Genomic DNA, 24571 nt, shown 5'->3' with positions numbered 1-24571 from the left:
TACTTTCCACAGAGAGGGAGAGATCCTACCTTTCCTGGCCCGCATCGAGAAAAGTCACCCCGACAAGGGGATCATTGCAGGTCAAATAGGTCCAGACCTAGCAACACGTCGGATCTCCACGGCTCCATAGGAGAAGGAGAACGAGAGATGAAGAGACTCGCCGCAGGCGCGGCGCTCGCACTCGCCGCCGTCTTCGGGTTAGCGCAGGTGCCCCAGGCGACCGCCGCCCCCGCCCCCGAGGAGGCCGCCGCCGCGGCCCCGGCGTTCAGCGTGATGGACTACGGCGCGAAGGCCGACGGTTCGAGCAATGACTCCGCCGCCATCGAGAAGGCCATCACGGCGGCCAACAGCGCCGGAGGCGGGATCGTCCGCTTCCCGTCGGGACAGTACAAGTCCAAGAACACCGTCCACCTCAAGAGCGAGGTGACCCTTCAGCTGGACTCCGGGGCCACCATCCTCGGGTCGAGCGCGGACACCTACGACAAGCCCGAGTCCAATCCGAACGACGACTACCAGGACTACGGCCACAGCCACTTCCACAACGCGATGTTCTACGGCGACAAGCTCACCGACATCGGGTTCACCGGCTCGGGAACCATCGACGGCGCGGGCAACCTCATCACCGGCAACCCCGACTCCGGCGAGGCGGACAAGATCATTTCTCTGACCCGCTGCGACGGGCTGACCCTCGACGGGATCACTCTGCGGCGCGGTGGCCACTTCGCGGCCCTCATCAACGGCTGCAAGAACGTGACCTCGGACCATCTCACCATCGACACGGCGAGCGACCGCGACGGCTGGAACATCATCAGCACCACCAATGTCACGGTCACCAACGCCAATATCGCCGCCAATGACGACGCACTCGCCTTCAAGAGCGACTACGCCCTGGGCGCCAAGCTGCCCAGCGGCCATGTGCGGGTGACCGATTCACATCTCTCCGCGAAATGCTGCAACGCCCTGATGTTCGGCTCCGAAACCTGTGGTGACTTCACGGACTACGTCTTCCAGGGCATCACCATCACCGGTGCGGACAAGTCCGGGCTCGGCATGGTCTCCATGGACGGCGCCAACATCTCCGATGTGCACTATCGCGACATCACCATGACCAATGTGCACTCCCCCATCATGCAGAAGATCGGGACGAGAAAACGGTGCGGGGGAAATCCGGGAGTCGGCCACATCAGCGACATCACCTACGACAACATCACCGGCGCCGGGAACACCCCCTCCTTCAGCCCGACGCTGTGGGGCGAGTCCGGTGGAAATCACATCAGCGGCGTGACCTTCCATCACGTCAATCTCACCGTGCCCGGCGGCAACGGCACCATGTCCACCGGTGTTCCCAGCAACGACTCCGACGACTACAACCCGAAGAGCATCGGCACCCGTCCCGCCTTCGGCTGGTATCTGCACAACGCGGACCACATCACGTTCAACGACAGCTCGGTCAGGTTCGCCAAGAACGACGGCCGTCCGGCGGTCATCGCCGACTCCGGGACCGCGCTGAGCTTCAACCGCTTCACCGCACAGCGCGGCAGCGACAGCCCGGCGGACGTCATCCTCCAGAACGTGTCCGGCTACTGCCTCGCCGACAGCGCCGACACCACCGGCGGCGCGCTGCGGGTGAGCGCCAGCGGCTCCAGCGAGAACTGCTCGTCATCACGACGCACGTCATAACCGACGGCAGTTGACCACACCCCCGTCACCCCCGCCACCAGCGGCGCGGCACCTGCTCGGCGGCGGACGGCGACGGCGGCGGTGACCGCCGCGGTCGCCCGCCTTTCTCCTATGCGGCGCTTGGCTCGGACAGGTCGGTCAGGTCGCGCAGCCCCTCCGGCAGCGGCCCGGTGTGCACCACGCCCAGCCGCTGGGTGGCCCGGGTGAGCGCCACATAGAGGTCGCTGGTGCCGAACTCATCGGGCTCGGCCACGATCACCGTGTCGAACTCCAGCCCCTTGGCCTGCCGGGGGTCGAGCAGCACCACCGCGCTGGTCAGGTCCGGGGACCGGCCGGTGGACGCCTCCGGGAGGGCGGCTGACAGCGCGTCAAGGCGGTCCCCCGGGGCGATCACCGCGACACGGCCCTCGGTGCGGGTCTCCCGCGCCACGGCCGCGGCCACCGCTCCGGGCAGATCGCCGGTGTGCTCCGCCCAGGGCCGTACCCCCGTGGCGCGGACCGAGCGCGGCGGCTGGAAGGCGGGGTCGACGGTGCGGGCCACCCGCGCCGCGATCTCCATGATCTCGGTGGGGGTGCGGTAGTTGACGCCGAGCCGGGTGTGCTCCCAGCGGTCGCCCACGTACGGCTCCAGGATCGAGGACCAGGAGCCGCAGCCGCCCGGTTCCGCGGTCTGCGCGGGGTCGCCGACCAGTGTCATCGAACGGGTCGGGCTGCGCCGCATCAGCAGCCGCCACGCCATCACGGACAGCTCCTGGGCCTCGTCCACGATGATGTGGCCGAAGGCCCAGGTGCGGTCGGCGGCGGCGCGTTCGGCGGCGCTGCGGTGGTCGCGTTCCTCGGAGCGGTCCGCCAGCCGTTCGGCGTCGATGAGGTCGTGGGCGGCCAGCACCTCCGACTCCTCGTCGTCGCGGTCCTCGAACTCCAGGGTGCGGGATCCGTAGGAGAGGTCGAGCACGCCCTGGGCGTAGTCGATGCGCTCCTGGCGCTCGGCCTCCGCGGCGGCGCGGGCGGCCGAGTCGTCGTGGCCGAGGAGTTCGGCGGCCTCGTCCAGCAGCGGGACATCGGCGGGGGTCCACTCGCCGTCGGTGCGGCGGATCGCCGCGGCGTCGGCGGCGGAGAGGTGGACGGGGTCGCTGAGGAAGTCGGCCACGAGCTGCTGCGGGGTGAGGGCCGGCCACAGCTGCTCGATGGCGGCGTGCACCTCGGGGTTGACCGCGATCGCCTTGCCGAGCTGGGCGACGTCGTCCGCGCCGAGGAGGTTGGGCCCGCCGTAGGGGTCGGCGCCGATCCGGTCGACGAGCTGATCGGTGAGGTCGTCGATGATACGGAACGCGAAGTGCGGACGGGCGAGGTTGTGCGGCAGCCCGGTCTCCCGGGCCTTGTGGCCGGCCTCGGACGCGATGTCCCGGTCCAGCACCAGTTCGCCGTCGTCGTGCTCGATCACGATCGCGGGGTCGGGCAGCGTCTGCCGGTCCCGTACGAAGCGGGCCAGGGCATCCGCCATCTCGGCGCGGCCCTTGACCTCGGCGGCCTCGGGGGTGTCGGTGCCGGTGGCGGTCACCCCGGGGAAGAGCTCACCGAGCGTGGCGAGGAGCACGCCCGTCTCGCCGAGCGAGGGCAGCACCTCTCCGATGTAGCCGAGGAACGCCGGGTTGGGCCCGACGATCAGCACCGCGCGACGGGCCAGCAACTCCCGCTGCGCGTAGAGCAGATACGCGGCGCGGTGCAGCGCGACAACGGTCTTCCCGGTGCCGGGGCCACCCTCGACCACGTGGACGCCCTGGTGCGGGGCGCGGATGATCTGGTCCTGTTCGGCCTGGATGGTCTGCACGATGTCGTGCATCCGGCCGGTGCGCGCGGCATCGAGCGCGGCGAGCAGTACGGCGTCCGCGTCGGACCCCTCATGCCCGGTCCGTATGGTGTCCGCGAGATCCAGGATCTCGTCGTGCAACCCCGTGACCTTGGGGCCCTCGGTGGTGATGTGGCGCCTACGGCGCAAACCCATGGGGGTGTGCCCGGTGGCGAGGTAGAACGGACGTGCCACATCGGCCCGCCAGTCGATGACCAGCGGGGTGCGGTCCTCGTCATCGCGCCGGATGCCGATGCGGCCGATGTGGTGGTCCCGGCCGTCGCGGAACATCAGCCGGCCGAAGCACAGCCCCCGCTCCCCCGCCTCGAACGCGGCGAGCAGACCGGACCGCTCGGCCACCAGCACATCGCGCTCCAGCCGAGCCTGGAAGGTGGTGCCCTCCAAGGACAGCGCTTCGGTCACCGACTCCTCGGCTCGTGCCCTGAGCTCGGCGAGGCGCCCGTTGAGCAGATCCAGGAATTCTTGCTCACGGTCCCATTCCTCGTTTGACAATTCGACTCCCGCCGGGATACGATGACTTCATCAGGTTTCCCTATGCCATAAATTCATTGGCACATGGAAATCCCCAATATACGCCGAGAAACGCCCCGGCCGTCAAGGCAGCCGGGGCGTTTCTCTGTTTTATGGCCCTCAGACCACCTGGATGACGTGTTTGCCGCGGACACCGCCGGCTTCCATGGCGCGGTGGGCCTTCGCGATGTCGGAGAGCGGATGAACGGTGTCGACGACCGGCCGGATCGCCCCGTTACCCACATAGGCGGCGAGGTCCGCGAAGAGCTCATGCGTGGGATTGCCGGAGAAGGCCCGCACCCGCCGTGAGCCATGCAGGGTGGAGACGAGGATGGAGCCCAGCGAAGCCAGCGGACGGTCTGCGTCGAAGGCGATGGACACCATGCGACCGCCGGGCGACAGCAGCCCGCGGTACGCGCCGAGCCCGGTGCCCACTGTGTCCAGTACGGCGTCGAAGGGGCCGAGGTCGGTCGGCCCGGTGGTCCGGTAGTCATACGCCTCATCGGCTCCGAGCTCCCGGACGAGGTCGAGCGCCTTCGCTCCGGCGAGCGCGGTGACATGGGCGCCGAGCGCGTGTCCGAGCTGCACGGCGACGCTGCCGACACCGCCGGCCGCCCCGCGCACCAGCAGCCGCTCCCCGCTCCTCAGGCCGATCTTGTCGCGCAGCGCCGTGATGGCCGTGGTGCCGACTCCGGGCAGGGCAGCGGCCCGGACCAGATCGATACCGTCGGGCGCGAAGGAGAGCTGACGTGGCCGGACGACCACGTACTCGGCAGCCGCCCCGAACGTCCCGCGCGGCGTCGCCCCCCACACCCGGTCGCCCACCGCGAGATGGCCCACGGAGGAACCTACCTCGGCGATTTCCCCGGTGATGTCGATACCGGTGCCCTTGGGGAACTTCCGCCCGGTCACCAGCTTCAGCTTGCCCGCCCGGCCCGACAGCTCGCCACCGTTCACACTCGTCGCGTGCACCCGCACCAGCACCTCCCGCGGACCGGCCACCGGCTTGGGCAGTGTGCCCTCGTACAGCACCTCGGGAGGCCCGTACCGGTCGTACCGCGCCGCACGCATCTCACTCATCGCCCTCATCGTCCCTTTCGCACATCGGGGTGGCCGCCACGCTAATGCGCACAAAGGGTCGAACCGCCGGGGCGGCGTAATGTAAGAAACATGCCTTCCCGCGTCTCTCACATAGCGCCCGTCACCGGGGATCCGGCCGTCCAGAGCTCAGGGTTGCGGTCCGATGCGGAGTCCAATCGCCGGCGCATCCTCGAGACGGCCCGGGCGCTGTTCGTCTCGCGCGGGATCGATGTGCCGATGGCCACCATCGCCCGCCATGCCGGAGTCGGGGTGGCCACGCTCTACCGGCGCTTCCCCACCCGCGAGACACTGGTCACGGCGGTGTTCTCCGATGAGTTCGCCGCCTGTTCGGCGATCGTCGACGACGCCCTGGCCGACGAGGACGCGTGGCGGGCCTTCCGCCGGACCATCGAGACGGTGTGTGCCTCACAGGCCCAGGACCGGGAGTTCAACGACGCCGTACTGTCGTCGTTCCCCGACGCGGTCGGCTTCGATCGGGAGCGGCGGCGTATCGAGGAGGGCTTCGCCGAGGTGGTCCGGCGCGCCAAGGCCGCGGGGCGGTTGCGCGAGGACTTCGACGTGTCCGACCTGAGCCTCGTCTTCATGGCCAACAGAGGTGTCATCGGCGACGCGGCGACCGCACCGGCCGCGTCCCGGCGGCTGGTCGCCCACCTCCTGCGGTCCTTCGAGACGGGGCGGGCCGAACCGGCCCGCCCCCTCCCGCCACCAGCCCCGCTGGGACTGGGCCGGTTGCCCCGGACACCCGAGGGCTGAGCTATCGGGCGGCGCCGAAGTCCTGCGTCCAGTAGTGGCCGGGCTGCGCCACGCCGACGCCGATCTCCTTGAAGTCACAGTTCAGGATGTTGGCCTTGTGGCCGGGGCTGGACATCCAGCCCTCCATGACGCTCTTGGGCGACTCGTAGCCGTAGGCCACGTTCTCGCCGTAGGTGCTCCAGGAGTAGCCCGCACGCTCGATCCGGTCGCCCGGGGAGGATCCGTCGGAGCCGGTGTGCGACATATCGCTGTGGGCCGCCATGTCCTCGCTGTGGTCCTGGGCGGCCTTGGTCAGCTTCTCGTTCACGGTCAGCGGCTCACAACCGGCCTTGCTGCGCTCGCTGTTGACCAGATCCACCACTTCCTGCTGGTCGGTGGCGGCCGCGGAGGTGGCGGAGGGGGAGCCCGCGGTGGCGGACTGTGCCATCGCGGCCGAGGGAATGCCCACGGCGGCCACGGCGAGGGTGGCGATGGCTATCTTGCGGTGCGTCGTGCTGTTGCGGTGCTTGCTCATACGTGACCTCACACTCGGTTGAGGCCCGTCATTCTTGGAGCCGTCGCCACCCAGGGCAACACACGTGTTCGTACGACAAGGGTTCGTAGCGAGGACGGCGCTTGCGATCAGCGGCGAGACATGCTGAGCCGGTTCCGGGGGGTGCTCAGGTGACCCGACGCCCCATCAGAAATCCCGGACAACCAGGCGAGTGGAGGACAGGCCCGGAACACCGAGGAGCAGGAGGGCGCGGAACCCGCTATTTCCGACAGAGAAGATAAAACCACTATGTCGGCTAGTCGCTATGCGCCACTACGCCCCCTTTACGACGGCGCCCGGTGTGAGAGATGTCATGACATGGCGGGGGTGGTCAGCGGCGGTAAATGGTGATCGAGTGGCCGACCTCGTCGATCGGCTCGCTGCCGTCGATCAGCGCCGCCAGCCGGCCGGTGGCCTGGGCGATCGAGGAGTCCGAGACCACCAGCAGCCCGCGCACCTCCTCGGGGCGGGCCCGGCGCGGGTCGGACGCGTGGATGCCGTAGGCGGACGGCACACCGCTGCCCTTGTAGACCAGCCAGATCCGCTCGCCCCGGTATCGCTCCCGGAGGCGATCGGCCAGCCGCCCCAGGTCCTGCCCCCAGTCGACGTTCGAGTCATGCAGCCTCAGATGGGTCCGGGGCGGGCCGCCGAATGCCTCGTTGGAGTACGGCAGATAGTACGGATACGTCCGCAGCGAGCTGACCGCGACAAACAGGACCAGCGCCGGCGTGGCCCCGTACGCCCAGCGCCGCCGCACGGCCATCAGCCCGGCCGCCGCCACGGCCAGGAACATCGGCAGGAAGATGGCGTACCGCACCCCGAGGTTGCGGGCCCCGTCCAGGGCGGCGAGCAGCAGCACGGCCGCGGGGATCAGCACATACGGCGCGGCGGGCCGCAGCCGGGGCACCACCACCATCACGGCGGTCCCGGCCGCCCAGAGCACGAGCATGCCCAGGGGCGTCTTCACCAGCAACGCGACGGGCAGGTAGTACCAGAGCGACCCGAGGTAGCGGCGGCCGAGCAGAAAGCCATGCCAGGTGTCGTACTCGAAGCCGAACTGGAGACGCATGCCGTCGCGGTACGCCTCCGGGAGCGGCAGCAGGTCGACGGCGAGCCCGCGCAGCCCGTGGACGACCGGCACGGGCCCGGTGGGCGTCCAGCGCAGCCGGGGGTCGACCAGGAAGTAGACGGCCCACACCACGGCCACCGCGATCAGCGCCACGGCCACCGCCGCCGCCACCCCGATCCCGAGCGACCGCGCATGGCCGCGCGGTGTGCGGTCGCGCGTACGGCGGGCGTACCGGACCGAGAGCACGGCCAGGAGCAACAGCACCGGAACCGCCGCCAGCATGCTCATCTTCGTGGCCAGGGCCGCACCGAGCGCCACCCCCGCGAGCGGAAGATACCGCCGTGGCCGCCGCCGCGCCCGCCACAGCAGCCAGACCGATGTCAGCAGAAAACCGGCCGCCGGTACGTCGAGCGTGGCGAGGGAACCGTGCGCGATGATGTCCGGCGAGAAGGTGTACAGGGCGAGCGCCATCGCCCCGCCCACAGGTCCGGTCAGCTCACGGGCGAACGCGAACACCACCAGCCCGAACAGCAGCGTCAGCGCGACCATCGGCAGCCGTGCACAGAGCATCAGCCGCCAGGGGTCGTTGCCCGATGCGTAGAGCACCTGCCGTCCGAGCGCCGTCTGGTCACCGGTGAAGGCGGCGTCCAGGTGCGGCCGCGCGAGGGCCACCCCCGCCGCGATGATGAGCTTGCCCAGCGGTGGATGCTCGGGGTTGTACCGCACCCGGTGGTGGTGCAGGGAGTCCACCGCCGTGCCGACGTACACGGGCTCGTCGATGGTCGGCGTCTGCTCCACCGCCGTGGTGACCATCGCGACCGCCATCTGGACCAGGAGTGCCACGACGGCGGCCACCACCAGCCACCGCCGATGCCGGCCCGGCCCCGCCGCCCACCGGCCCTTCGGCCCGCCGACGGTCCTGGTCACGCTGTCGATCACGCCCGCCCACCGCATAGCGACAGACGCTAGTGCCGAGGCGCCACCGCACAGGGCATCCGTCGGGAAACTTGAGCGAACCCCGCAATCCGAACCGTGGCATCCGGGGGGCGTGCTCGCCGTCGGAGTGCATCCGCAGCGTGTGCTCGCGCAGGGCTTCGGGGAATTTTGTCCGGTGTGCTCTTCTGATCGGGGCCCGCCTGAGCACCACCGCGCCGAGCGTGTTGAGAAGGAAGTGATCAGCCATGTCCGTATCCGACGCACCGCCGTCCGGCAGTCCCGCCCCGCCGGAGACCACCCCGAGAAACGTCCGTCTGGCCCTGCTCGGTGTGCTGCTCGCGATGCTGCTGTCGATGCTCGACTCCACGATCGTCGGCACCGCGATGCCGACGGTGGTCGGCGATCTCGGCGGCCTGGAGCACATCTCCTGGGTGGTGACCGCCTACACCCTGGCGACGGCCGCCTCCACACCCGTCTGGGGCAAGTTCGGCGATCTGTACGGCCGCAAGCACATGTATCTGATCGCGGTCGTGGTCTTCGTGCTCGGCTCGGCGCTGACCGGCGCGGCTCACTCGATGACCCAGCTGATCGCCTTCCGGGCGCTGCAGGGCCTGGGCGCGGGCGGGATCGGCGCCGGTGCGTTCGCGCTGATCGCCTCGCTGGCCCCGCCCCGGGAGCGGGGCCGCTACCAGGGCATGACCGCCTCCATCATGGCCATCGGCACCATCGGCGGCCCGCTGCTCGGCGGCTTCGTCACCGGCCATCTCGGCTGGCGCTGGGCCTTCTTCATCAATCTGCCGCTCGGGATCCTCACCCTGGTCTGGTGCCAGCTGATGCTGCGGCTGCCCGCCACCCGCGCCAAGGCCCGTATCGACTGGCCGGGCATCACCATGATGACGACCACCGTCTGCGCCCTCACACTGGCCGCCACCTGGGCCGGTTCCACCTATCCGTGGACCTCATGGCAGATCCTGGGTCTGTTCGCCCTGGCCGCGGCGGGCGTGGCCGCCTTCGTGGGGCGGCAGCGGCGCGCGGCCGAACCGCTCATGCCGCTGCGCATCTTCACCGGACATCGCAACTTCGCCCTGGCGTCCTCGCTGATCCTGGTGGGCGGGGTGGTCATGTTCGGCTGCTCGCTCTATCTGCCGCTGTACCAGCAGACCGTCCAGGGTGTCTCCGCCTCCCGCTCCGGTCTGCTGCTGCTTCCCCTGATGATCCCGGTGGTGATCATGTCGCAGGTCGGTGGCAAGGTCATGTCCGCCACCGGCCGGTACAAGATCTTTCCCATCGTCGGCACCGTCTGTATGGCCGTCGGTCTGTTCCTGCTGGCCACCATGGACACCACGACCTCCCGCACGGCCACCGGGTGCTTCATGGCCCTGGTGGGCACGGGCATGGGCTGCCAGATGCAGATGGTCACCACGATCGCGCAGAACAGTGTGGAGATGCGTGACATGGGGGCTGCCTCCGCGTCGGTGACCCTGTTCCGCACCATCGGCGGCTCGCTGGGCGTCGCGGTCTTCGGTTCGCTCTTCACCAGCGCCGTCCAGGGCCATGCGCCCGCCGGGGCCAAGACGGGTGAGGCCCGGCCCGATCCTGCGGCGCTGGCCCGGCTGCCGCAGTCCGCCCGGGACGGCTATCTCCACGCCGTCGCCACCGGCACCCAGCAGATCTTCCTGACCGCGGCCGTCGTCTGCACCGTGGCCTTCGTCGCCGCCCTGTGTGTCCAGGAGGTCCCGCTGCGGGGCAGGTCCGGGCCGGTGGCGCAGCCGCACAAGGCCGAGGAGGAGGCCGCCAGCCCGGCCGCCCCGTAGCACCGCAGACCCTAGGTCATCTGGCGCCGCACCAGCTCGTGCAGCTTTCCGCCCGGGACGGCCATCAGCTCGGCCGGGGCGCCCTGCTCCACGATCCGGCCGTCCTCCATGACCAGTACGCGATCGGCGTCCATGACGGTCGACAGCCGGTGCGCGATCACCAGCCGGCTGGCGTGGAGACGGCGGGTGCTGTCGATGACGATGCGCTGGGTCTCGTTGTCCAGGGCGCTGGTGGCCTCGTCGAAGAAGAGGATGCGCGGACGGCGGATCAGGGCCTGGGCGATCATCAGCCGCTGCCGCTGGCCGCCGGAGATGGCGCCGCTGCCGGAGATCATGGTCTGGAGCCCCATGGGCATCTGGCGGATGTCCTCGGCCAGACCCGACAGTTCGGCGGCCTCCATGGCCTCCTCGGGGGTGAACGGCTCGGCACCGCGAATGCAGTCGAGCACCGTGCCGCCCAGCGGGTGGGCGTTTTGGAGGACCACCCCGCACTGGCGGCGCACGGCCGCCTGGTCGAGGGCGGCGAGGTCCTGGCCGTCGTAGAGCACACTGCCGGACACCGGCCGTTCGAAGCCGATGAGCAACCGCAGCAGGGTCGACTTGCCGCAGCCGCTCGGGCCGACGACGGCCACGAATTCGCCCGGCCGGATCTCCAGTGAGACATCGTCGAGCACCAGCGGCCCGTCGTCGCCGTAGCGGAAGGTGAGGTTTCTGGCGCGGAGGTCACCGGAGAGCGTCCCCGGCTGTGCGCTGCCGCCGCGGACCTCGGGCGGTTCGTCCAGGATCGGCTTGACCTGCTCGAACATGGGCAGCACCGCGACCACCGAGACCAGGGCGTTGGTGAGCTGCGTCAGGGAGGTGAGCAGCATGGTCACGGAGGTGTTGAAGGTCAGAAAGGCCCCGGCGGACATGCTGCCCCGCGCCGGACCGGCCAGCAGCATGAACACGGCGAGGGAGACCAGCGGAAGGTAGACCGCGTCCAGCACCTGGGTGAGGTTCTTGATGCGCCCGGTTCGCTGGTGCAGATCGCGGGAGTGGGCGAAGCCGCGGGCCCAGGCCGCGTAGGCGAAGTTCTCGGCCGCGGCGACGCGCAGCTTGGGCAGCCCGCGCAGGGTCTGGAACGCCTGGTTGTTGAGCTTGTTCTCGTTCTCCACCAGCCGTCGCTGCCAGCGCACCTGCCACAGCCCCATTCCGAGGAAGACCCCGGAGACCACCAGCAGTACGGCGATCACCGCGAGCCCCAGGGAGGCGCTGTAGTACAGCAGCAGGGCGAGGTTCATCGCGCCCACGGTGCCGGCCTGGAGGACCGTCGGGGCGATCCCGGACAGCACTCGGCGCATGGTGCTGATGCCCATGGCCGCGCTGGCCAGCTCTCCGGTGGAGCGCTGGGCGAAGAAGGTGGTGGGCAGCCGTAGCAGCCGGTCCCACACCGCGGGCTGGAGGGTGGACTCCAGCCGCCCCTCGAGACGCAGCAGGGTCAGGTTCTGCAGCAGCATGAAGGCGGCCGCGACGACGCTGGAGACGATCAGGGCCAGGGAGATCTGGACGATGGGGCTCTTCTCGGCGCGGGGCACGAATCCGCCCAGCACCTGGCCGGTGGCGAGCGGCACCAGCGCGCCGAGCGCCACCGTCACCAGCCCGGCGATCAGGAGGTTGCGGACGTCGCCGGCGGCGCCGCGCACGCTGAAGCGCATCAGCCGCCACATCGTCATCGGCCGGTCGGGCAGCGGACGGTAGAACATCACGGCCCGCGGCTCGAACTCCTCCGCGTTGCCCCCGCCGACACGGATTCGCAGGCCGGAGGCGGGGTTGATCGCCTCGTACCGGCCGCGCCGCCACAGCAGCGCCACCGGGGCCCCGGACTTGGCGCGGTAGCCCACCAGCGGTCCGGCGTCCTCCCGCCACCAGCCGCCCTCCAGCCGGACGGCGCGGGTGCGGATCCGGGCGTGGGCGGCGATGCGCTCCACCGGGTCCGTACGGTCGTCGGTGGCGCGGCCCCGCGGCGGTTCGGGCAGGGTGATCCCGGCGGCCTCGGCCACCCGGCGGCACACCGCGTGCACGGCGTCGTCGGTGCTCTCCTCCGACGGCCGCCGCTCCCGCCGCTGCCCTCCGATGGAGGCGATCAGCGCCTGGTCGGCGCGGGTGCGCACGGCCTCACCGGCCCGGATGCCGGCCGCGGTGCGGTCCGCGTGGGCCCGCTCCATGGTCTCGATCCAGCGGTCCACGGCGGTGCCGAGGCGGTACTGCTGATTGACCATCCGCTGCCACAGCGCGCCGTCGATCAGCAGGTCACCGGCGGCCTGGGCGCTGTACTCGGCGCCGTAGCGGACACTGCCGGGCGGCACCGGCAGCCAGAGCAGGTCCTCGTCGGCCGCCTCCGCCTCGGGCGCGGCCCCGCCGTCCAGCGGGGCCTGGAAGAGGACACCGAGGCTGCGGCTCACCCCGAGCGCCACGGCGTGCTCCAGCGGGGTGGGCGGGGTGTCCTGGAATCCGCCGTCGTAGGTGGCGTACGGGTCGTGGGCCTGACCCGTGCCGTAGGTGTCGTACGCCTCCGGGTGGTAGAGCTCGCGCAGCGGGATGCGGCGCACCAGGCAGTCCTGCGAGGGCCGGCCCAGCAGGGTGTGGCGTGGTCCCTCGACCGGGCCCGGGAGCGCGGCGCCCGTCTCCAGCCGGCCGAGGAAGTGCCACTGCCCCTCCTCGGCGGCGTCGACCGCGAACAGGTCCAGGGCCCCGCCGACGACGAGCCAGAGCACCTGCGGGCCCTCCAGCGGGAGGCTGCGCAGCCCGGCGCAGTCGACGGGCGTGCCGAGGGCGCCCAGCGCCTGGACCACCGCGTCGCCGCCGTCCGCGGCCACCGCCGCGGCCGGGTGAACGGACGCCATGTCAGTGCTCCTTCATCAGCTCGGCGTACGGGCCTCCGGCGGCGGCGAGGTCCTCGTGCCGTCCGCGTTCGACGACCGTGCCGCGGTTCAGGACGAGGATCTCGTCGCTGTCCCGCACGGTGCTGAGCCGGTGGGCGATCACCACACACGCACAGCCGCGGCGGCGCAGATTGTCCATGACGATCTGCTCGGTCCGCGCGTCCAGGGCGCTGGTGACCTCGTCCAGGACCAGCACACTGGGGCGGCGCACCAGGGCGCGGGCGATCTCCAGCCGCTGCCGCTGGCCGCCGGAGAAGTTGCGGCCGTCCTGCTCCACCCGGCAGTGGATCCCCTCGGGGCGCCGGGTGATCACATCGTCGTAGAGCGCGGCGTCCCGCAGGGCCTCGACCACCGCCTCGTCCGGGATCGACGGGTCCCACAGCGCCACGTTGTCCCGCACCGTGCCCTCGAACAGGAAGACGTCCTGGTCGACGAAGGAGACGGAGGCGGCCAGCGCACCGCGGGGGATGTCCTCCAGGCGCTGTCCGTCGATGCGGATGACCCCCTCCCAGGGGGCGTAGAGGCCGGAGACGAGCCGGGAGACGGTGGACTTGCCGCTGCCGGACGCGCCGACCAGCGCCACCTGGCGGCCGGGGCCGACGGAGAGCGAGAAGTCGCGCAGCAGCGGTTCGTCCAGCGGGCTGTAGCCGAAGGTGATGTTCTCCAGTGTCACCTGCCCGGTCAGCCGGCGGGTGTCCTCGCGTGGCTCGTCGCGGGTGTAGAGGGAGTCCACCGGGAAGTTCTCCACGTCCTTGAGCCGGGTCACATCGGCGGAGAAGTCCTGGATGCGTCCGGCCACTCCGTTGAGCCGGGTGATGGGCGCGGTGAAGCGGGTCACCAGTGCCTGGAAGGCCACCAGCAGACCGATGGAGATATGGCCCTCGACGGCCCGCAGTCCGCCGATCCAGAGGATGAGGGCGCTGTTGAGCGTGGCGAGGGTGGGGGCGACCACGGCCAGTACGGCGCTCGGCACGCCGAGGCGCTGCTGCTCCTCCAGGGTGATGGCGTGCTGTCCGGCCCAGCGGCGGAAGTAGCCGGTCTCCCCGCCGGTGGCCTTCACCGTCTCGATGAGCTGGAGACCGGTGTACGAGGTGGTGGTCAGCCGCGCGGTGTCGGCCCGCAGCTTCTGGGTCCTGGTGGCCCGCAGCCGCACCACCACCCGAATCGCCACCACGTTGAGCAGCGCCAACCCGACGCCGACACCGGTGAGTTGGGGGTCGTAGGTCCACAGCAGAAAGGCGTAGAGCACCACGACGATCCCGTCGACTGCCGCGGCGGCCAGATCGCGGGCGAGGGTTTCGGCGACGGTGTCGTTGGAGCGCAGCCGCTGGACCAGGTCGGCCGGGCTGCGCTGGGCGAAGAAGGTGACGGGCAGCCGCAGCAGATGCCGCAGGAACCGGGCGCTGCTGAGGGTGGAGGAGATGATGCGTCCGCGCAGCAGATTCGCCTGCTGGACGCCGGTCAGCACGGCGGTGAGCACCACCGCCACGGCCATGGACGCGAACAGCGGCCCCAGCGTCGAGTCCTGGCCGCCGATCAGGAAGGTGTCGATGAAGGTGCGGCTGAGCGCCGGGACCGCGGCCCCCACCGCCACCAGCAGCAGGCTGGCCAGCAGCGAGGCCAGCAGGGTGCCGGTGGTGCCGCGCATGCGCGGCGGCAGGGCGCCCAGCACCCCGGGGCGGCGCCCGCCCCGGCGGAAGGACTCCTCGGGTTCGAGGACCAGGACCACACCGGTGAAGCTGGTGTCGAACTCCTCGACGGGGACGAAACGGCGCCCCTTGTCGGGGTCGTTGATGTGGACGCCGCGCTTGCCGAACCGCCGTCCCATGCCGTCGTAGACGACGTAGTGGTTGAACTCCCAGAACAGGATCGCCGGGGCCCGGACCTCCGCGAGGGCCTCGGGCTCCATCTGCATGCCCTTGGCGCGCAGACCGTAGCTCCGGGCGGCCTTGAGCAGATTGCTGGCGCGCGATCCGTCCCGGGAGACGCCGCAGGCGATCCGCAGCTCCTCCAGCGGCACATGGCGCCCGTAGTGGGCGAGCACCATGGCGAGCGACGCCGCACCGCACTCCAGGGCCTCCATCTGGAGCACGGTGGGGGTGCGCACGGTCCGGCGCCGGGTCTTTTTCGGCCCGGTTCCACCGCGTGGCGCGCGGCGCCGTCCGCGGGTCGGCTGGGGGCGGCGCGCCCCACTGCTTCCGGCGGGTGCGGGCCGGGGCGGTCCGCCCTGGTTCGTCGCGGTCACGGGAGCAGCCAATCGCTGGGATGTTGGTCGGCCAGGTGGACGGTGCCGCTGGTCAGGGTCATGGAGCCGAGGGCGAACGGCGGGCCCTCGGGGGACGACCAGCGGTAGCCGGAGCGGGTGCCGGAGCTGCGCTCGAGGCGCACCTGGACGGCGACCGGCGGGCCGTGCTTCGAGAACTGCTCGCCGAGTTGCTCACTGCCGAGGTAGGAGCCGATCTGCTGGCTCGACTGGGCGGTCCGGCCGACGGCCCGCACTTCACCGCGGAGCACACCGTAGGTCTGCGTGGGCGCGGACTGCACACTGAGGTCGACCGACGCGCCCGGCCGCACCGAGGCCGCCCGGTCCGCGGGGATGTACAGGGTCGCGACCAGGGGATCGTCGGAGTGGCCGACCCGCTCCACGGAGGCGACGTTGGCGCCGGTGTTCAGCACGGAGCCGATCGAGGCGGTGAGGGTGGTGAGCCGACCGCCCGCGATGGTGCGCACGACCTTGGTGCCACCGGTGGTGCGGACCTTCAGCAGCGGTGCGCCCGCCGGGAGGGTGCTGCCCTCCTGGGCGAGGACGGAGGTCACCTGGCCGGCGATCGGGCTCTGCAGCACGTAGCTGCCCTGGCCGTGGGTGAGGATCCCGGTGGCATCGAGGGTGTTGGACACGGTGCCGGTGACGGCCCATACGGCGGCACCGGCCATGACCGCCATCGTGACCGCCAGTGCCAGCCATCCCTGGGGGCGGGCGTAGCGCACCGGCAGGTCGATGTCCTCTGCCGACTGCAGCTTGGAGAGGGCCTGCTGGCGGAACTGCACGAAAGTCTTTCCTCAGCCGCGAAGGGAGTGATTAAAGGGGGCCGCGGACCGCCGAGTGCCCCGGACCAGGCAGGCCCGGGGCACAGGGGAGCGGTAAATCAGCCTCAGAGGGTGCCGACGACCCCACCGACGATGCCGGTGGTGTTCAGGCCGGTGAGGCCGTCAACCGTGCCGGTCACGGTGCCGAGGGCGCCGGTCACCGGGCCGGTGACGGAGTCGACGGTGCCGAGGACGTCGCCCACGGGGCTGGCGATCCCGCCCGCCACGTTGTCCAGCTCGGCGTCGGAGATCTCCTGGGTCGCGACCTTGGGCGCGTTGTTCATTGTTGCGTCTCCCTTGGGTGAACGTCTCGTTGAGCTTGCAACAGCGCACGGGAACCGAGGGGAATCAGCTCCCGCGGCATGGACACGGGAGGCCCGGAGAACACCGGGCTCCGTGAAATGCCTGAGCGCGGAAGGGATGTAACCACGGGGCCCGCCACGCGGCGAATCACCCACGGTCCGGAACCGGGCATTCCGCCACTTTCAGATCACACCGCGGACACACTCGCGCACCTCATCGACGCCGTTCCCTCACAGAAAGGCCACCGACCTCACGTGGCATCGCATCCTCGGGCGATGTGACGCGCGTCATTTCGGGTCGGACCGCCAGGGCCGGGGCCGAGGTGGCGCATGAGTCGGGTGGTACACATGGCGTCTGTGTAACAGGTGTGCCGATCACTTGAAGACCAGGCGAACAAGGCCGCATGCGAGGGCGGGATGGCGTGGGAAGGCGACATGTGCGACTTCAGACCGCCCGGCCCTCCGCCGGCACCACCTCGCCGTCCGGCACCGGTCCGGGTGCGGTGCCGTCGCCGAACGGGCGCCCGCCCAGCTCCTCACGGTGATGCGGGGTCAGCCAGCCGGAGAGGGCGGGGCCGAGCGGCACGATGCGGGTGGGGTTGATGTTGGTGTGCACCCGGTAGTAGTGGCGCTTGATGTGGTCGAAGTCGACGGTGTCCCCGAAACCCGGTGTCTGGAAGAGGTCACGGACGTAGGCCCACAGCACCGGATCCTCACTGAGCTTGTTGCGGTTGCACTTGAAGTGGCCGTGGTAGACGGCGTCGAAGCGGACCAGCGTGGTGAACAGCCGGATATCGGCCTCGGTGATGGTGTCGCCGACCAGATAGCGGCGCGTGGACAGCCGCTCGGACAGCTCGTCGAGGCGGGCGAAGAGACGTCGGTACGCATCGTCGTAGGTGTCCTGGTGCTCGGCGAAGCCCGCCCGGTACACACCGTTGTTCACATCGCGGTAGATCCCCTCCGCCACGTCGTCGATCTCGGCACGGTGCTCCTCGGGGTACAGATCCGGGGCGCCCTCGCGCTGGAGGGCGGTCCATTCGGTGGCGAGGTCCACGGTGATCCGGTGGAAGTCGTTGGTGACCAGCACGCCACTGGGGACGTCCACGACCGCGGGCACGCTCACCCCGCCCGGATATCCGGTCTCGCGGGCGTCGTACGCCTCACTGAGGAAGGCGATGCCCAGCACCGGGTCCCGGTCCCCCGGGTCCAGGGTGAAGCGCCAGCTGCGCTCGTCCTGGATGGGATCGGTGATGGCCAGCGAGAGGGCCGACTCCAGGCCGAGCAGCCGCCGTGAGATCAGCGCCCGGCTCGCCCACGGGCAGGCCCGGCTGGCCACCAGCCGATAGCGCCCGGCCTCCACCGGCCAGCCGTCCCGGCCGTCGGCGGTGATCCGGTCGGCGAAGTGCGGCCCGGATCGGCGGAATTCCTTGCGTTCGCTGGGTGTCTCCTGGTCAGCGGTGTTCATCGGGACCACCTACCACCTTCCGAAGCGGGAACCGTCGTGAACGGTCCGTGTCACGGTCGTCCTCCGAGGCGTGTGCGCCACAGGTGACACCTACTCGGTTCCACGCCCCGGGAAGGGGTATTCCTCACCGATCGGACAGGGCGGCGCTACGGGGGCGCAGGCGCACCAGCGTTCAAGACCGGAGGCCGGGCCGGGGGCCAGGGTCGGGGCATGCCTGAGAACAAGGGCTGGAAGAGCCCGTATCTCCTGCTCACCATCACCATGCTGCTGTGGGGCAGCGCCTTCTCCAGCTCCAAGTCGGTGGTCGCCCAGATGCCGCACACCGTGGCGGCGCTGCTGCGCTTCGGCGGCGGGGCGGTCGCCCTGCTGGCGGCCGTGGCACTCTTCGGCAGACCGGCCGCCCCGGCTTCCGCGCGCGGCGGCGGGCGGGCCGCGCTCGCGGGCCTGCTGGGGGTGTTCGCCTACAACGGCTTCTTCTTCTGGGGGCTTTCGCTGGCGCCCTCACTCGACGCGGGAATCCTCATCCCCGTTCTGAGCCCGGTACTCACCAGCGCCTTTCTCCTGGTCACCGGCCGTGACCGGCCCTCCGGCGCACGGCTGGCGGGGCTCGCGCTCGGGCTCGCCGGGGCGGTGGTGTTCTTCTTCGGCGCGGGCGGCAGCGCGCACGGCGGCGCCACCCGGCTGTCGGGCGATCTGCTCTATCTGCTCAGCGCGGTGTGCTGGGCCGCGTACACGCTCATCGGGCCCCGGGTGCTGGCCGGTGTCGATCCGCTGCGCGCCACGACCTACGCCACGTGTGCGGGGGCGGTGCTGCTCGGGGTACTCGCCGCACCCGACCTCGGCGAGACGCATTGGAGCGCGCTACCGCCCGGCCTCTGGCTGAACGTGGTGTTCCTCGCCATCGGCCCGGCCGCCGTCGCCAATCTCCTCTACTACCGGGGAGTGGGCGCGGTGGGTCCCGCCTCCGCGTCCTTGATGATGTTCATGGTCCCGGTGATCAATACCGGGTGCGCCATGCTCTTCCTGGGCGAGTCCTTCGGCGGTCTGCAAGCACTGGGCGCGCTGGTGCTGCTCTCGGGCGCGGTGCTCGCCGTCACTCGGGGACGTGGCTCGGCACGCCCCCGAGTCGGCACCGCGCCCACCGCGGAAAAGAAGCCCTCGGAGCTATGAACACCGTACGGCGCCGGTCTGCATCACTCCCCTCGTGGTGATGCAGACCGGCGTCACGCTGGGAGGCGAGGCTTCGTTCCCGCACTGCGCGGCAGGAGTGACGGTAAAGCGGATCACCGGGGCGGGCAACGGTGCACGGTGCGCATCGCGCGCCTGTGATATGTGCACGGTGCGCGATCAGTCCGCCGGGTGGAGCCCGGTGATGTGCAGGGCGTGCACCAGGTCGTGGATCCCGGAACCGGTGGTGAGCAGATCACGGCTGAGCAGGTGTTCGGCGGCCCGCAGATGGGCCCTGACGGTGTTCCGGCTGAGACCGAGATGGCGGGCGGTCCGCTGGGCGTCGGTGTTCGCGTCGATCCAGGCGCACAGGGTGGCGTACAGATCGCGGCCACGGGTGTCCTGGAGCGGGCGGAGGAATTCCCGCGCCCAGGCGTGTGCGGGCTCGGTACGGAACAACTCGTCCAAAGTGGGCTCCGGCCGCCCGCGCACGGCGCCGAAACCGGCGTCCGGCTGCCCTCCGGCCAGGCAGAAGGCCAGGTCGAGGGCGGCCCGGATGCGCACATCGGCCAAGTCCGGGCCGAGGGTCGTCTCCACCCGGCTGAGGTGGTGGGAGACGGTGTTGCGGCTGATGTCCAGCAGCCGGGCCACGGCGGACCGGGGGAAGGTGACGGCGAGCCGGGTGATGTCGAGGGTGGCCCTCGGCGTGGACCCCAGTGAGCGCGATGAGGCTCCCGGCGTGCGAGACCAGCGACGCCGCTTCGCGGCTGGGCGCCGAGGTACCGGCCACCACCAGGACGGGGCGTGGCGCGCGCGGGCCGAGGGCCTCCAGACGCACCTGAAAGGCGCCGCTCTCGGTGACCACCGCGGCCATCTGACCACCGGCCAGCCGGAACAGCGTCGGCTCGAGCGAGGGCAGGATCTGGCGCGGAAAGCGCGCGGTGGCGGTCTCGACCGCGCCCGCGCTCCCGACCAGCGCGACATCGGCGTCGATCTGCCGGCCCAGCCAGTCGAGAACCACCCGCGGATCTCTCTCCCCCCGGTCCCCCGGCTCATCTGCCGCCGCACCTCGTGCAGCAATTCGTCCAGCCGCCCGGTGTGCGCCCGTGTCTCCACAGCAGTGCTCCTCCCCACCCCCCGCGGTGCGCCATACCGCGCGGACCGATCGGCGGTCCGCGCACCCGCCGTACTGTATGACCGGTTCACGGGACCTCGTGAAGTGCCGGGGACATCGGGCCGGTTCCGCGGGGCGGGGCTGCCGGATGAGGAGGTGTCCCCGCAGGCCAGGGCACTGCGTGGGGGGCGCGGCGGGGCTGTTAGGTTGACGTGCCCAATTGAACGGGGAAAAGGAGTTCACGTGCGCAAGGCAGTGCACATGGCGGTCACTTCGGTCATCGTCGGTCTTGTCGTCAGCGGCTGCGGAGACAGTGACGACGGGAAGAAGGAATCGAAGCCGAGCGGCGAAGCCACCCAGACCGCCCAGCGGTCGCCGAGTTCGAGCCCGGCGGCCCAGGGCACGATCATCGAGCGTTCGGCCGGGTCCTGGAAGTCCATCGTGGCGGCGAAGTCCGACGACGCCCTGGCGACCCTCACCATCGCGGACGGCAAGGTCACGGCGAAGGGGCCGAAGCTCGACTGCACCGGCACGCTGAAGTCCGGCCAGAAGGGCGGCGAGGACGAGCCTTCCCTGACCCTGTCGTGCAAGGGCGGCAGCGACGGCGGCCGAGGCGAGGGGGCTGTGGGGATGAAGGGCGACGACGCCCTGGCGATCAACTGGAAGGGACCCGAGGGCGGCTTCGGCGGTCCGGTCGACAGCTTCCGCCGGGCGGGCTGACCTCGGGCTCGCGCAGGCCACCGCGGGCGGGCAACAGCCGCGGTGGCCTCCCCACGGCCGCGGTGGCCGAGCGGAGGACGACGCGCATGACGTGGCCGCGGGCTCAGTCCACCGAGCGGAACAGGCCCTCCAGCGCGCTCGCCACCTGGTCGGCCGAGAGCGGGTCGTCGACACCGCCCATCGCGTAGATGCCCCGGTCCAGTTTGATGCCGCGTGTCATCGCGCCGAGCAGCGTGGCCAGTTCGGTGCCGCGCAGGGCAGGCCGGTGGCCGGCCCGATCGAACAGCCCGTCCAGCATGGTGCCGATGCGGCGGCTGAACCTCTTCTCGTGTTCCACCAGTGCGGCGGCGGCATCGCCGTCCCGGAGCGCCATCAGCCGGAATTCGAGGTGGATGAAGACCCACCGGGTGTCCAGGTGCTCACCGTTGAAGATCTCGGCGAAGGTCCGGGCGAGCTGGGGGGCCAGATCCCGTCCGGTGTCCATCTCGGCGATCCGCTCCTGGATGTAGTCGGCGGTGCGGTCGCTGTGCCGCCGGAAGACATCGAGGAAGAGCTTCAGCTTGCTGTCGTAATTGGAGTAGAAGGCCCCGGTGGTCCTGCCCGCGCACTGGCAGATGTATCCGATCGAGGCCCCGTGGAAGCCGCGTTCGGAGAACGCCCGCTCCGCCCCGACGATCAGCGCTTCCACGGTCTTTGACCGCTGCGGCGGCATCGGTGTGCCCCTCTCCCCCAGTTGTTCGGAAACCTGGCCAGATCCGTACGGTAGCCGATCCGTCCCTCTGTTCAGTAGGGAACCCTATCGGTAGCGTTCCCTACTGAAAGCCGCGGCCGACGGCTCCGGGACGTTCGCCCCCGGAAAGTTCGAGGAATCACGAAGGAGAGCCATCGTGAACGCTCCGATGCCCACGACCCATGACGACCTCCGAGACCTCCACGACCTCCCTTCGTATCCGAACGAGCGGGACGATTACGTCAACCCGGCACGTGCGCTGCTCACCGGGCCCCCGATCAGCCCGCTGAGGTTCGCCGGCGGCAGCGCCGGCTGGCTGGTGACCGGGTATCACGAGGCGCGGGAGGTGCTGCGGGATTCCCGGTTCAGCGCCGAGCGCTGGCGTGGCGACGACACGATGCGGAAGGTCCCCGAGTCGGTCCGCCGGGACCGCAGCAGCGGGGCGGGGTCATTCCTGGCCATGGACGCGCCGGAGCACGGCCGTTACCGGGGGCAGCTCACGCGGTACTTCACGGTGCGGCGGATGCGCGAGCTGGAAGCGCGCGTCGAAGACATCGTTGCCAACCAGCTGGACGCGCTGGAGGCGGCCGGTAAACCGGCCGATCTGGTGCGGCACTTCGCCCTGCCCATCCCCTCACTGGTGATCTGCGAGATGCTCGGTGTGCCGTACGAGGAGCGGGAGTTCTTCCAGACCGTCGCCGCGCGGCTGCTCCGCCAGGACCGCACCGATGAGGAGTTCGTCGCCGGGAAGACCGCACTCGACGACTTCCTGCGCACACTGGTCGAGGCCAAGCGCAAGGAGCCGCAGGACGATCTGATCTCCCTGCTGACCGCCGTCGACGAGCTCAATGACGTGGAGATCGGCGGTATCGCGGGGCTGCTGCTGATCGCCGGCCACGAGACCACCACCAATATGCTCAGCCTCGGCACCTTCGCGCTGCTGCGCCGGCCCGAGCAGTTCGAGCGGCTGCGGGCCGACGAGTCGCTCCTTCCGACGGCCGTCGAGGAGCTGCTGCGCTACCTCAGCATCGTCAACGCCTTCCCCGTCCGCATCGCGCTGGAGGACGTGGTCGTCGGCGGTGTCACCATCAAGGCGGGCCAGTCCGTGGCCGTCTCCGTCCCGGCGGTCAACCGGGACCCGGCACTGGTGGACGACCCGGACACGCTCGACGTCGGGCGTCCCCGCAGCAGCCATCTGGCCTTCGGATACGGCATCCATCAGTGTCTCGGGCAGCATCTGGCCAGGATCGAGCTGGTGTCGGGCTACCGCGGACTGATCCGCCGGTTCCCGGGGCTGCGGCTCGCCGTGCCCCCGGAGGAGGTCCGGATGCGCAGCGACATGATCATCTACGGAGCCCATGAGCTGCCCGTCACCTGGTGACAACGCCGGGCGGGATCCGGTCTCCACACACGGCGCCGGGCACGATCCGGCCTCCACACACGGCACCGGGAGGGCCCGGTCTCCGCACAGCCGAAATCATCACATGACCTCCACGCACACGGAGTTCATGTGATGATTCGGTGACCCCGGTCCGTCCGGGCCGGGGGTGTGGAGGGGAAATACACGTGAAGTCAACGACCTTCAGATCCGCCGTGGGGGCCGTGCTGACGGCGGCCCTGTCCGCCGTGGTCCTGCCCGCCTCCGCCGCGAGCGCGGCGGAGAGCCCGGCGGCGGCCGGCACCGTGGACACCGCGACCGCACAGTCCTTCGGGCGCCTGGCCGACGCGGTGCTGACCCAGCGCACGGCGGCGCTGCTGGACACCGAGCAGTCGGTGCGGCGCGCCGCCCCGCTCGCCGAGCAGAACGTCCGTCTGTCGGCCGGCCAGACCCGGACCGAGGACACCGCGCTGTCCGCGCTGCGCACCCGCAAGGCGCGGCTCGCGTCCCTGGGCGAGGCGTACACATCCGCCGACACCCGGGTGGCGGTGGACCGGGTGCGGGTCGAGGCCGGGCACGCCACCGTCCAGGCCACCGAGACCACGACGCTGGCCTACAAGAAGATACGCGGCGACGAGCCCGCGACGACCGGCTTCCAGGCGCACCACCGGCTGAGCTTCGCCGCCACCGCGGACGGAAAGTGGCAGCTGACCGGCCTCACCTCGACCGACGACGGCCCGCTGGCGGTCAACGAGCCCGCCACGGCGCCGGCGGCGGAGGCCAGGACGACGGCCCTGCCCGATGCGACGCCCGCCGCCATCTCGGTACCGTCCCGGCCGCAGACGAAGCCCGCGGGAAGCTACAACTACGCGGCGATGGCCTCGTACGCCGAGAAGTACTGGCAGAACTACAACCCCGCCTACCGGAAGTTCAACGAGGCCGGTGGCGACTGCACCAACTTCGTCAGCCAGGCCCTGAAGGCGGGCGGCTGGGCCAACAAGTCCGGCGACGCCGACGACTACCGCAGCTGGTGGTACGACACCTCGTACCAGTCGACGTCCTGGGTGGGCGCCAACGAGTGGTCGTGGTTCACGCTGGACTCCAAGCGCGCCACCAACCTGGCGAACGTCTACTACATGGGCGTCGGCGACGTCATGCAGATGGACTTCGACAAGGACGGGTCCAAGGACCACACCATGGTCGTCACCTACCGGAGCTCCAGCGGGGTCCCGTATCTGACCTACCACTCGGTCAACACCTACCGGAAGTCCGTGGCCAGCATCATCGCGTCGTACCCGACCTCGGCCTACTACGCCTACCGCACCTGATCGGACCTCCCCGTGACCGTGGACCCCGCCCCTCCCGGGCGGGGTCCACCGCATTTGCCCCGGCCCGGGACGGTATGTCACAGTGGACCGCCCC

General features: G+C 70.6%; 18 protein-coding genes. 7 read left to right on the top strand and 11 right to left on the bottom strand.

All coding sequences use genetic code 11. The features are described 5' to 3' along the window. Positions 1-147: 147 nt before the first annotated feature. Positions 148-1680 carry a glycoside hydrolase family 28 protein gene (locus BLV72_RS44060; protein WP_107417538.1) on the top strand — a complete coding sequence of 511 codons (1533 nt, stop codon included), beginning with the start codon at positions 148-150 and terminating at the stop codon, positions 1678-1680. Positions 1681-1789: 109 nt separating this feature from the next. Here BLV72_RS44060 and BLV72_RS44055 read toward each other — a convergent pair whose 3' ends face one another. Together BLV72_RS44055 and BLV72_RS44050 are read right to left on the bottom strand one after the other, a co-directional pair. Continuing rightward, positions 1790-4042 carry a HelD family protein gene (locus BLV72_RS44055; protein ID WP_093469516.1) on the bottom strand — a complete coding sequence of 751 codons (2253 nt, stop codon included), beginning with the start codon at positions 4040-4042 and terminating at the stop codon, positions 1790-1792. A gap of 138 nt (positions 4043-4180) precedes the next feature. Beyond that, complete coding sequence (locus tag BLV72_RS44050; RefSeq protein WP_208905938.1) at positions 4181-5140, bottom strand: NAD(P)-dependent alcohol dehydrogenase; 960 nt, start codon at positions 5138-5140, stop codon at positions 4181-4183. 90 nt (positions 5141-5230) lie between these two features. On the opposite strand from BLV72_RS44050, the gene BLV72_RS44045 reads away from it, so the two are divergent. Beyond that, complete coding sequence (locus BLV72_RS44045; protein WP_093469515.1) at positions 5231-5914, top strand: TetR/AcrR family transcriptional regulator; 684 nt, start codon at positions 5231-5233, stop codon at positions 5912-5914. 1 nt (position 5915) lies between these two features. Here the strand turns inward: BLV72_RS44045 and BLV72_RS44040 are convergent, their stop codons facing one another. Both BLV72_RS44040 and BLV72_RS44035 read right to left on the bottom strand, forming a co-directional pair. Next, entirely contained in the window at positions 5916-6428 is a 513-nt protein-coding gene (locus BLV72_RS44040) for a CAP domain-containing protein (protein ID WP_093469513.1), read from the bottom strand. A gap of 349 nt (positions 6429-6777) precedes the next feature. Continuing rightward, entirely contained in the window at positions 6778-8469 is a 1692-nt protein-coding gene (locus BLV72_RS44035; protein ID WP_093469512.1) for a phospholipid carrier-dependent glycosyltransferase, read from the bottom strand. Between the two features lie 227 nt (positions 8470-8696). On the opposite strand from BLV72_RS44035, the gene BLV72_RS44030 reads away from it, so the two are divergent. Next, positions 8697-10265, top strand: a complete 1569-nt coding sequence (locus BLV72_RS44030; RefSeq protein ID WP_093469510.1) for an MDR family MFS transporter — start codon at positions 8697-8699, stop codon at positions 10263-10265. Between the two features lie 11 nt (positions 10266-10276). Here BLV72_RS44030 and BLV72_RS44025 read toward each other — a convergent pair whose 3' ends face one another. The 5 genes from BLV72_RS44025 to BLV72_RS44005 form a co-directional block, all read right to left on the bottom strand. Further along, positions 10277-13147 (bottom strand): NHLP bacteriocin export ABC transporter permease/ATPase subunit, encoded by a 2871-nt coding sequence (locus tag BLV72_RS44025; RefSeq protein ID WP_093469509.1) that lies wholly within the window; start codon positions 13145-13147, stop codon positions 10277-10279. Position 13148: 1 nt separating this feature from the next. Beyond that, positions 13149-15431, bottom strand: a complete 2283-nt coding sequence (locus tag BLV72_RS44020) for an NHLP family bacteriocin export ABC transporter peptidase/permease/ATPase subunit (RefSeq protein ID WP_425288491.1) — start codon at positions 15429-15431, stop codon at positions 13149-13151. Beyond that, positions 15428-16234, bottom strand: coding sequence for an HlyD family efflux transporter periplasmic adaptor subunit (locus BLV72_RS44015; RefSeq protein WP_093469507.1), 807 nt, complete (start codon positions 16232-16234; stop codon positions 15428-15430). Before BLV72_RS44015 ends, BLV72_RS44020 begins: the two co-directional genes overlap by 4 nt. Positions 16235-16338: 104 nt before the next feature. Beyond that, complete coding sequence (locus BLV72_RS44010) at positions 16339-16557, bottom strand: hypothetical protein (protein ID WP_059148372.1); 219 nt, start codon at positions 16555-16557, stop codon at positions 16339-16341. Between the two features lie 463 nt (positions 16558-17020). After that, complete coding sequence (locus tag BLV72_RS44005; protein WP_093469506.1) at positions 17021-18040, bottom strand: glutathione S-transferase family protein; 1020 nt, start codon at positions 18038-18040, stop codon at positions 17021-17023. Positions 18041-18250: 210 nt separating this feature from the next. On the opposite strand from BLV72_RS44005, the gene BLV72_RS44000 reads away from it, so the two are divergent. Further along, complete coding sequence (locus tag BLV72_RS44000; RefSeq protein WP_093469504.1) at positions 18251-19210, top strand: DMT family transporter; 960 nt, start codon at positions 18251-18253, stop codon at positions 19208-19210. A 177-nt stretch (positions 19211-19387) separates the two neighbouring features. Here BLV72_RS44000 and BLV72_RS50795 read toward each other — a convergent pair whose 3' ends face one another. Beyond that, positions 19388-19858: a helix-turn-helix domain-containing protein gene (locus tag BLV72_RS50795; protein ID WP_244321305.1), complete on the bottom strand. Its 471-nt coding sequence runs from the start codon at positions 19856-19858 to the stop codon at positions 19388-19390. 706 nt (positions 19859-20564) lie between these two features. Here BLV72_RS50795 and BLV72_RS43990 point away from each other — a divergent pair. Next, entirely contained in the window at positions 20565-21041 is a 477-nt protein-coding gene (locus BLV72_RS43990) for a hypothetical protein (RefSeq protein ID WP_143059872.1), read from the top strand. Between the two features lie 103 nt (positions 21042-21144). Here BLV72_RS43990 and BLV72_RS43985 read toward each other — a convergent pair whose 3' ends face one another. Beyond that, the gene (locus BLV72_RS43985) at positions 21145-21753 is read right to left on the bottom strand and encodes a TetR/AcrR family transcriptional regulator (RefSeq protein WP_093469501.1); all 609 of its coding nucleotides are present in this window, start codon (positions 21751-21753) and stop codon (positions 21145-21147) included. A 175-nt stretch (positions 21754-21928) separates the two neighbouring features. On the opposite strand from BLV72_RS43985, the gene BLV72_RS43980 reads away from it, so the two are divergent. Both BLV72_RS43980 and BLV72_RS43975 read left to right on the top strand, forming a co-directional pair. After that, the gene (locus tag BLV72_RS43980; protein ID WP_093469499.1) at positions 21929-23152 is read left to right on the top strand and encodes a cytochrome P450; all 1224 of its coding nucleotides are present in this window, start codon (positions 21929-21931) and stop codon (positions 23150-23152) included. 185 nt (positions 23153-23337) lie between these two features. Next, on the top strand, positions 23338-24477 hold the full coding sequence (locus tag BLV72_RS43975; protein WP_093469497.1) for an amidase domain-containing protein: 1140 nt from the start codon (positions 23338-23340) through the stop codon (positions 24475-24477). Positions 24478-24571: the final 94 nt, after the last annotated feature.

The sequence above is a fragment of the Streptomyces melanosporofaciens genome (assembly GCF_900105695.1).
Lineage (GTDB): Bacteria > Actinomycetota > Actinomycetes > Streptomycetales > Streptomycetaceae > Streptomyces > Streptomyces antimycoticus.
The sequence above is the reverse complement of the archived record's forward strand: the minus strand, read 5'-3'. Positions and strand labels throughout refer to the sequence as shown.

Coding starts and splice junctions, on each gene's coding strand:
- BLV72_RS44060 (WP_107417538.1), top strand. CDS start 148: ATGAAGAGACTCGCCGCAGGCGCGGCGCTCGCACTCGCCGCCGTCTTC.
- BLV72_RS44050 (WP_208905938.1), bottom strand. CDS start 5,140: ATGAGTGAGATGCGTGCGGCGCGGTACGACCGGTACGGGCCTCCCGAG.
- BLV72_RS44045 (WP_093469515.1), top strand. CDS start 5,231: ATGCCTTCCCGCGTCTCTCACATAGCGCCCGTCACCGGGGATCCGGCC.
- BLV72_RS44040 (WP_093469513.1), bottom strand. CDS start 6,428: ATGAGCAAGCACCGCAACAGCACGACGCACCGCAAGATAGCCATCGCC.
- BLV72_RS44035 (WP_093469512.1), bottom strand. CDS start 8,469: ATGCGGTGGGCGGGCGTGATCGACAGCGTGACCAGGACCGTCGGCGGG.
- BLV72_RS44030 (WP_093469510.1), top strand. CDS start 8,697: ATGTCCGTATCCGACGCACCGCCGTCCGGCAGTCCCGCCCCGCCGGAG.
- BLV72_RS44025 (WP_093469509.1), bottom strand. CDS start 13,147: ATGGCGTCCGTTCACCCGGCCGCGGCGGTGGCCGCGGACGGCGGCGAC.
- BLV72_RS44010 (WP_059148372.1), bottom strand. CDS start 16,557: ATGAACAACGCGCCCAAGGTCGCGACCCAGGAGATCTCCGACGCCGAG.
- BLV72_RS44005 (WP_093469506.1), bottom strand. CDS start 18,040: ATGAACACCGCTGACCAGGAGACACCCAGCGAACGCAAGGAATTCCGC.
- BLV72_RS44000 (WP_093469504.1), top strand. CDS start 18,251: ATGCCTGAGAACAAGGGCTGGAAGAGCCCGTATCTCCTGCTCACCATC.
- BLV72_RS43985 (WP_093469501.1), bottom strand. CDS start 21,753: ATGCCGCCGCAGCGGTCAAAGACCGTGGAAGCGCTGATCGTCGGGGCG.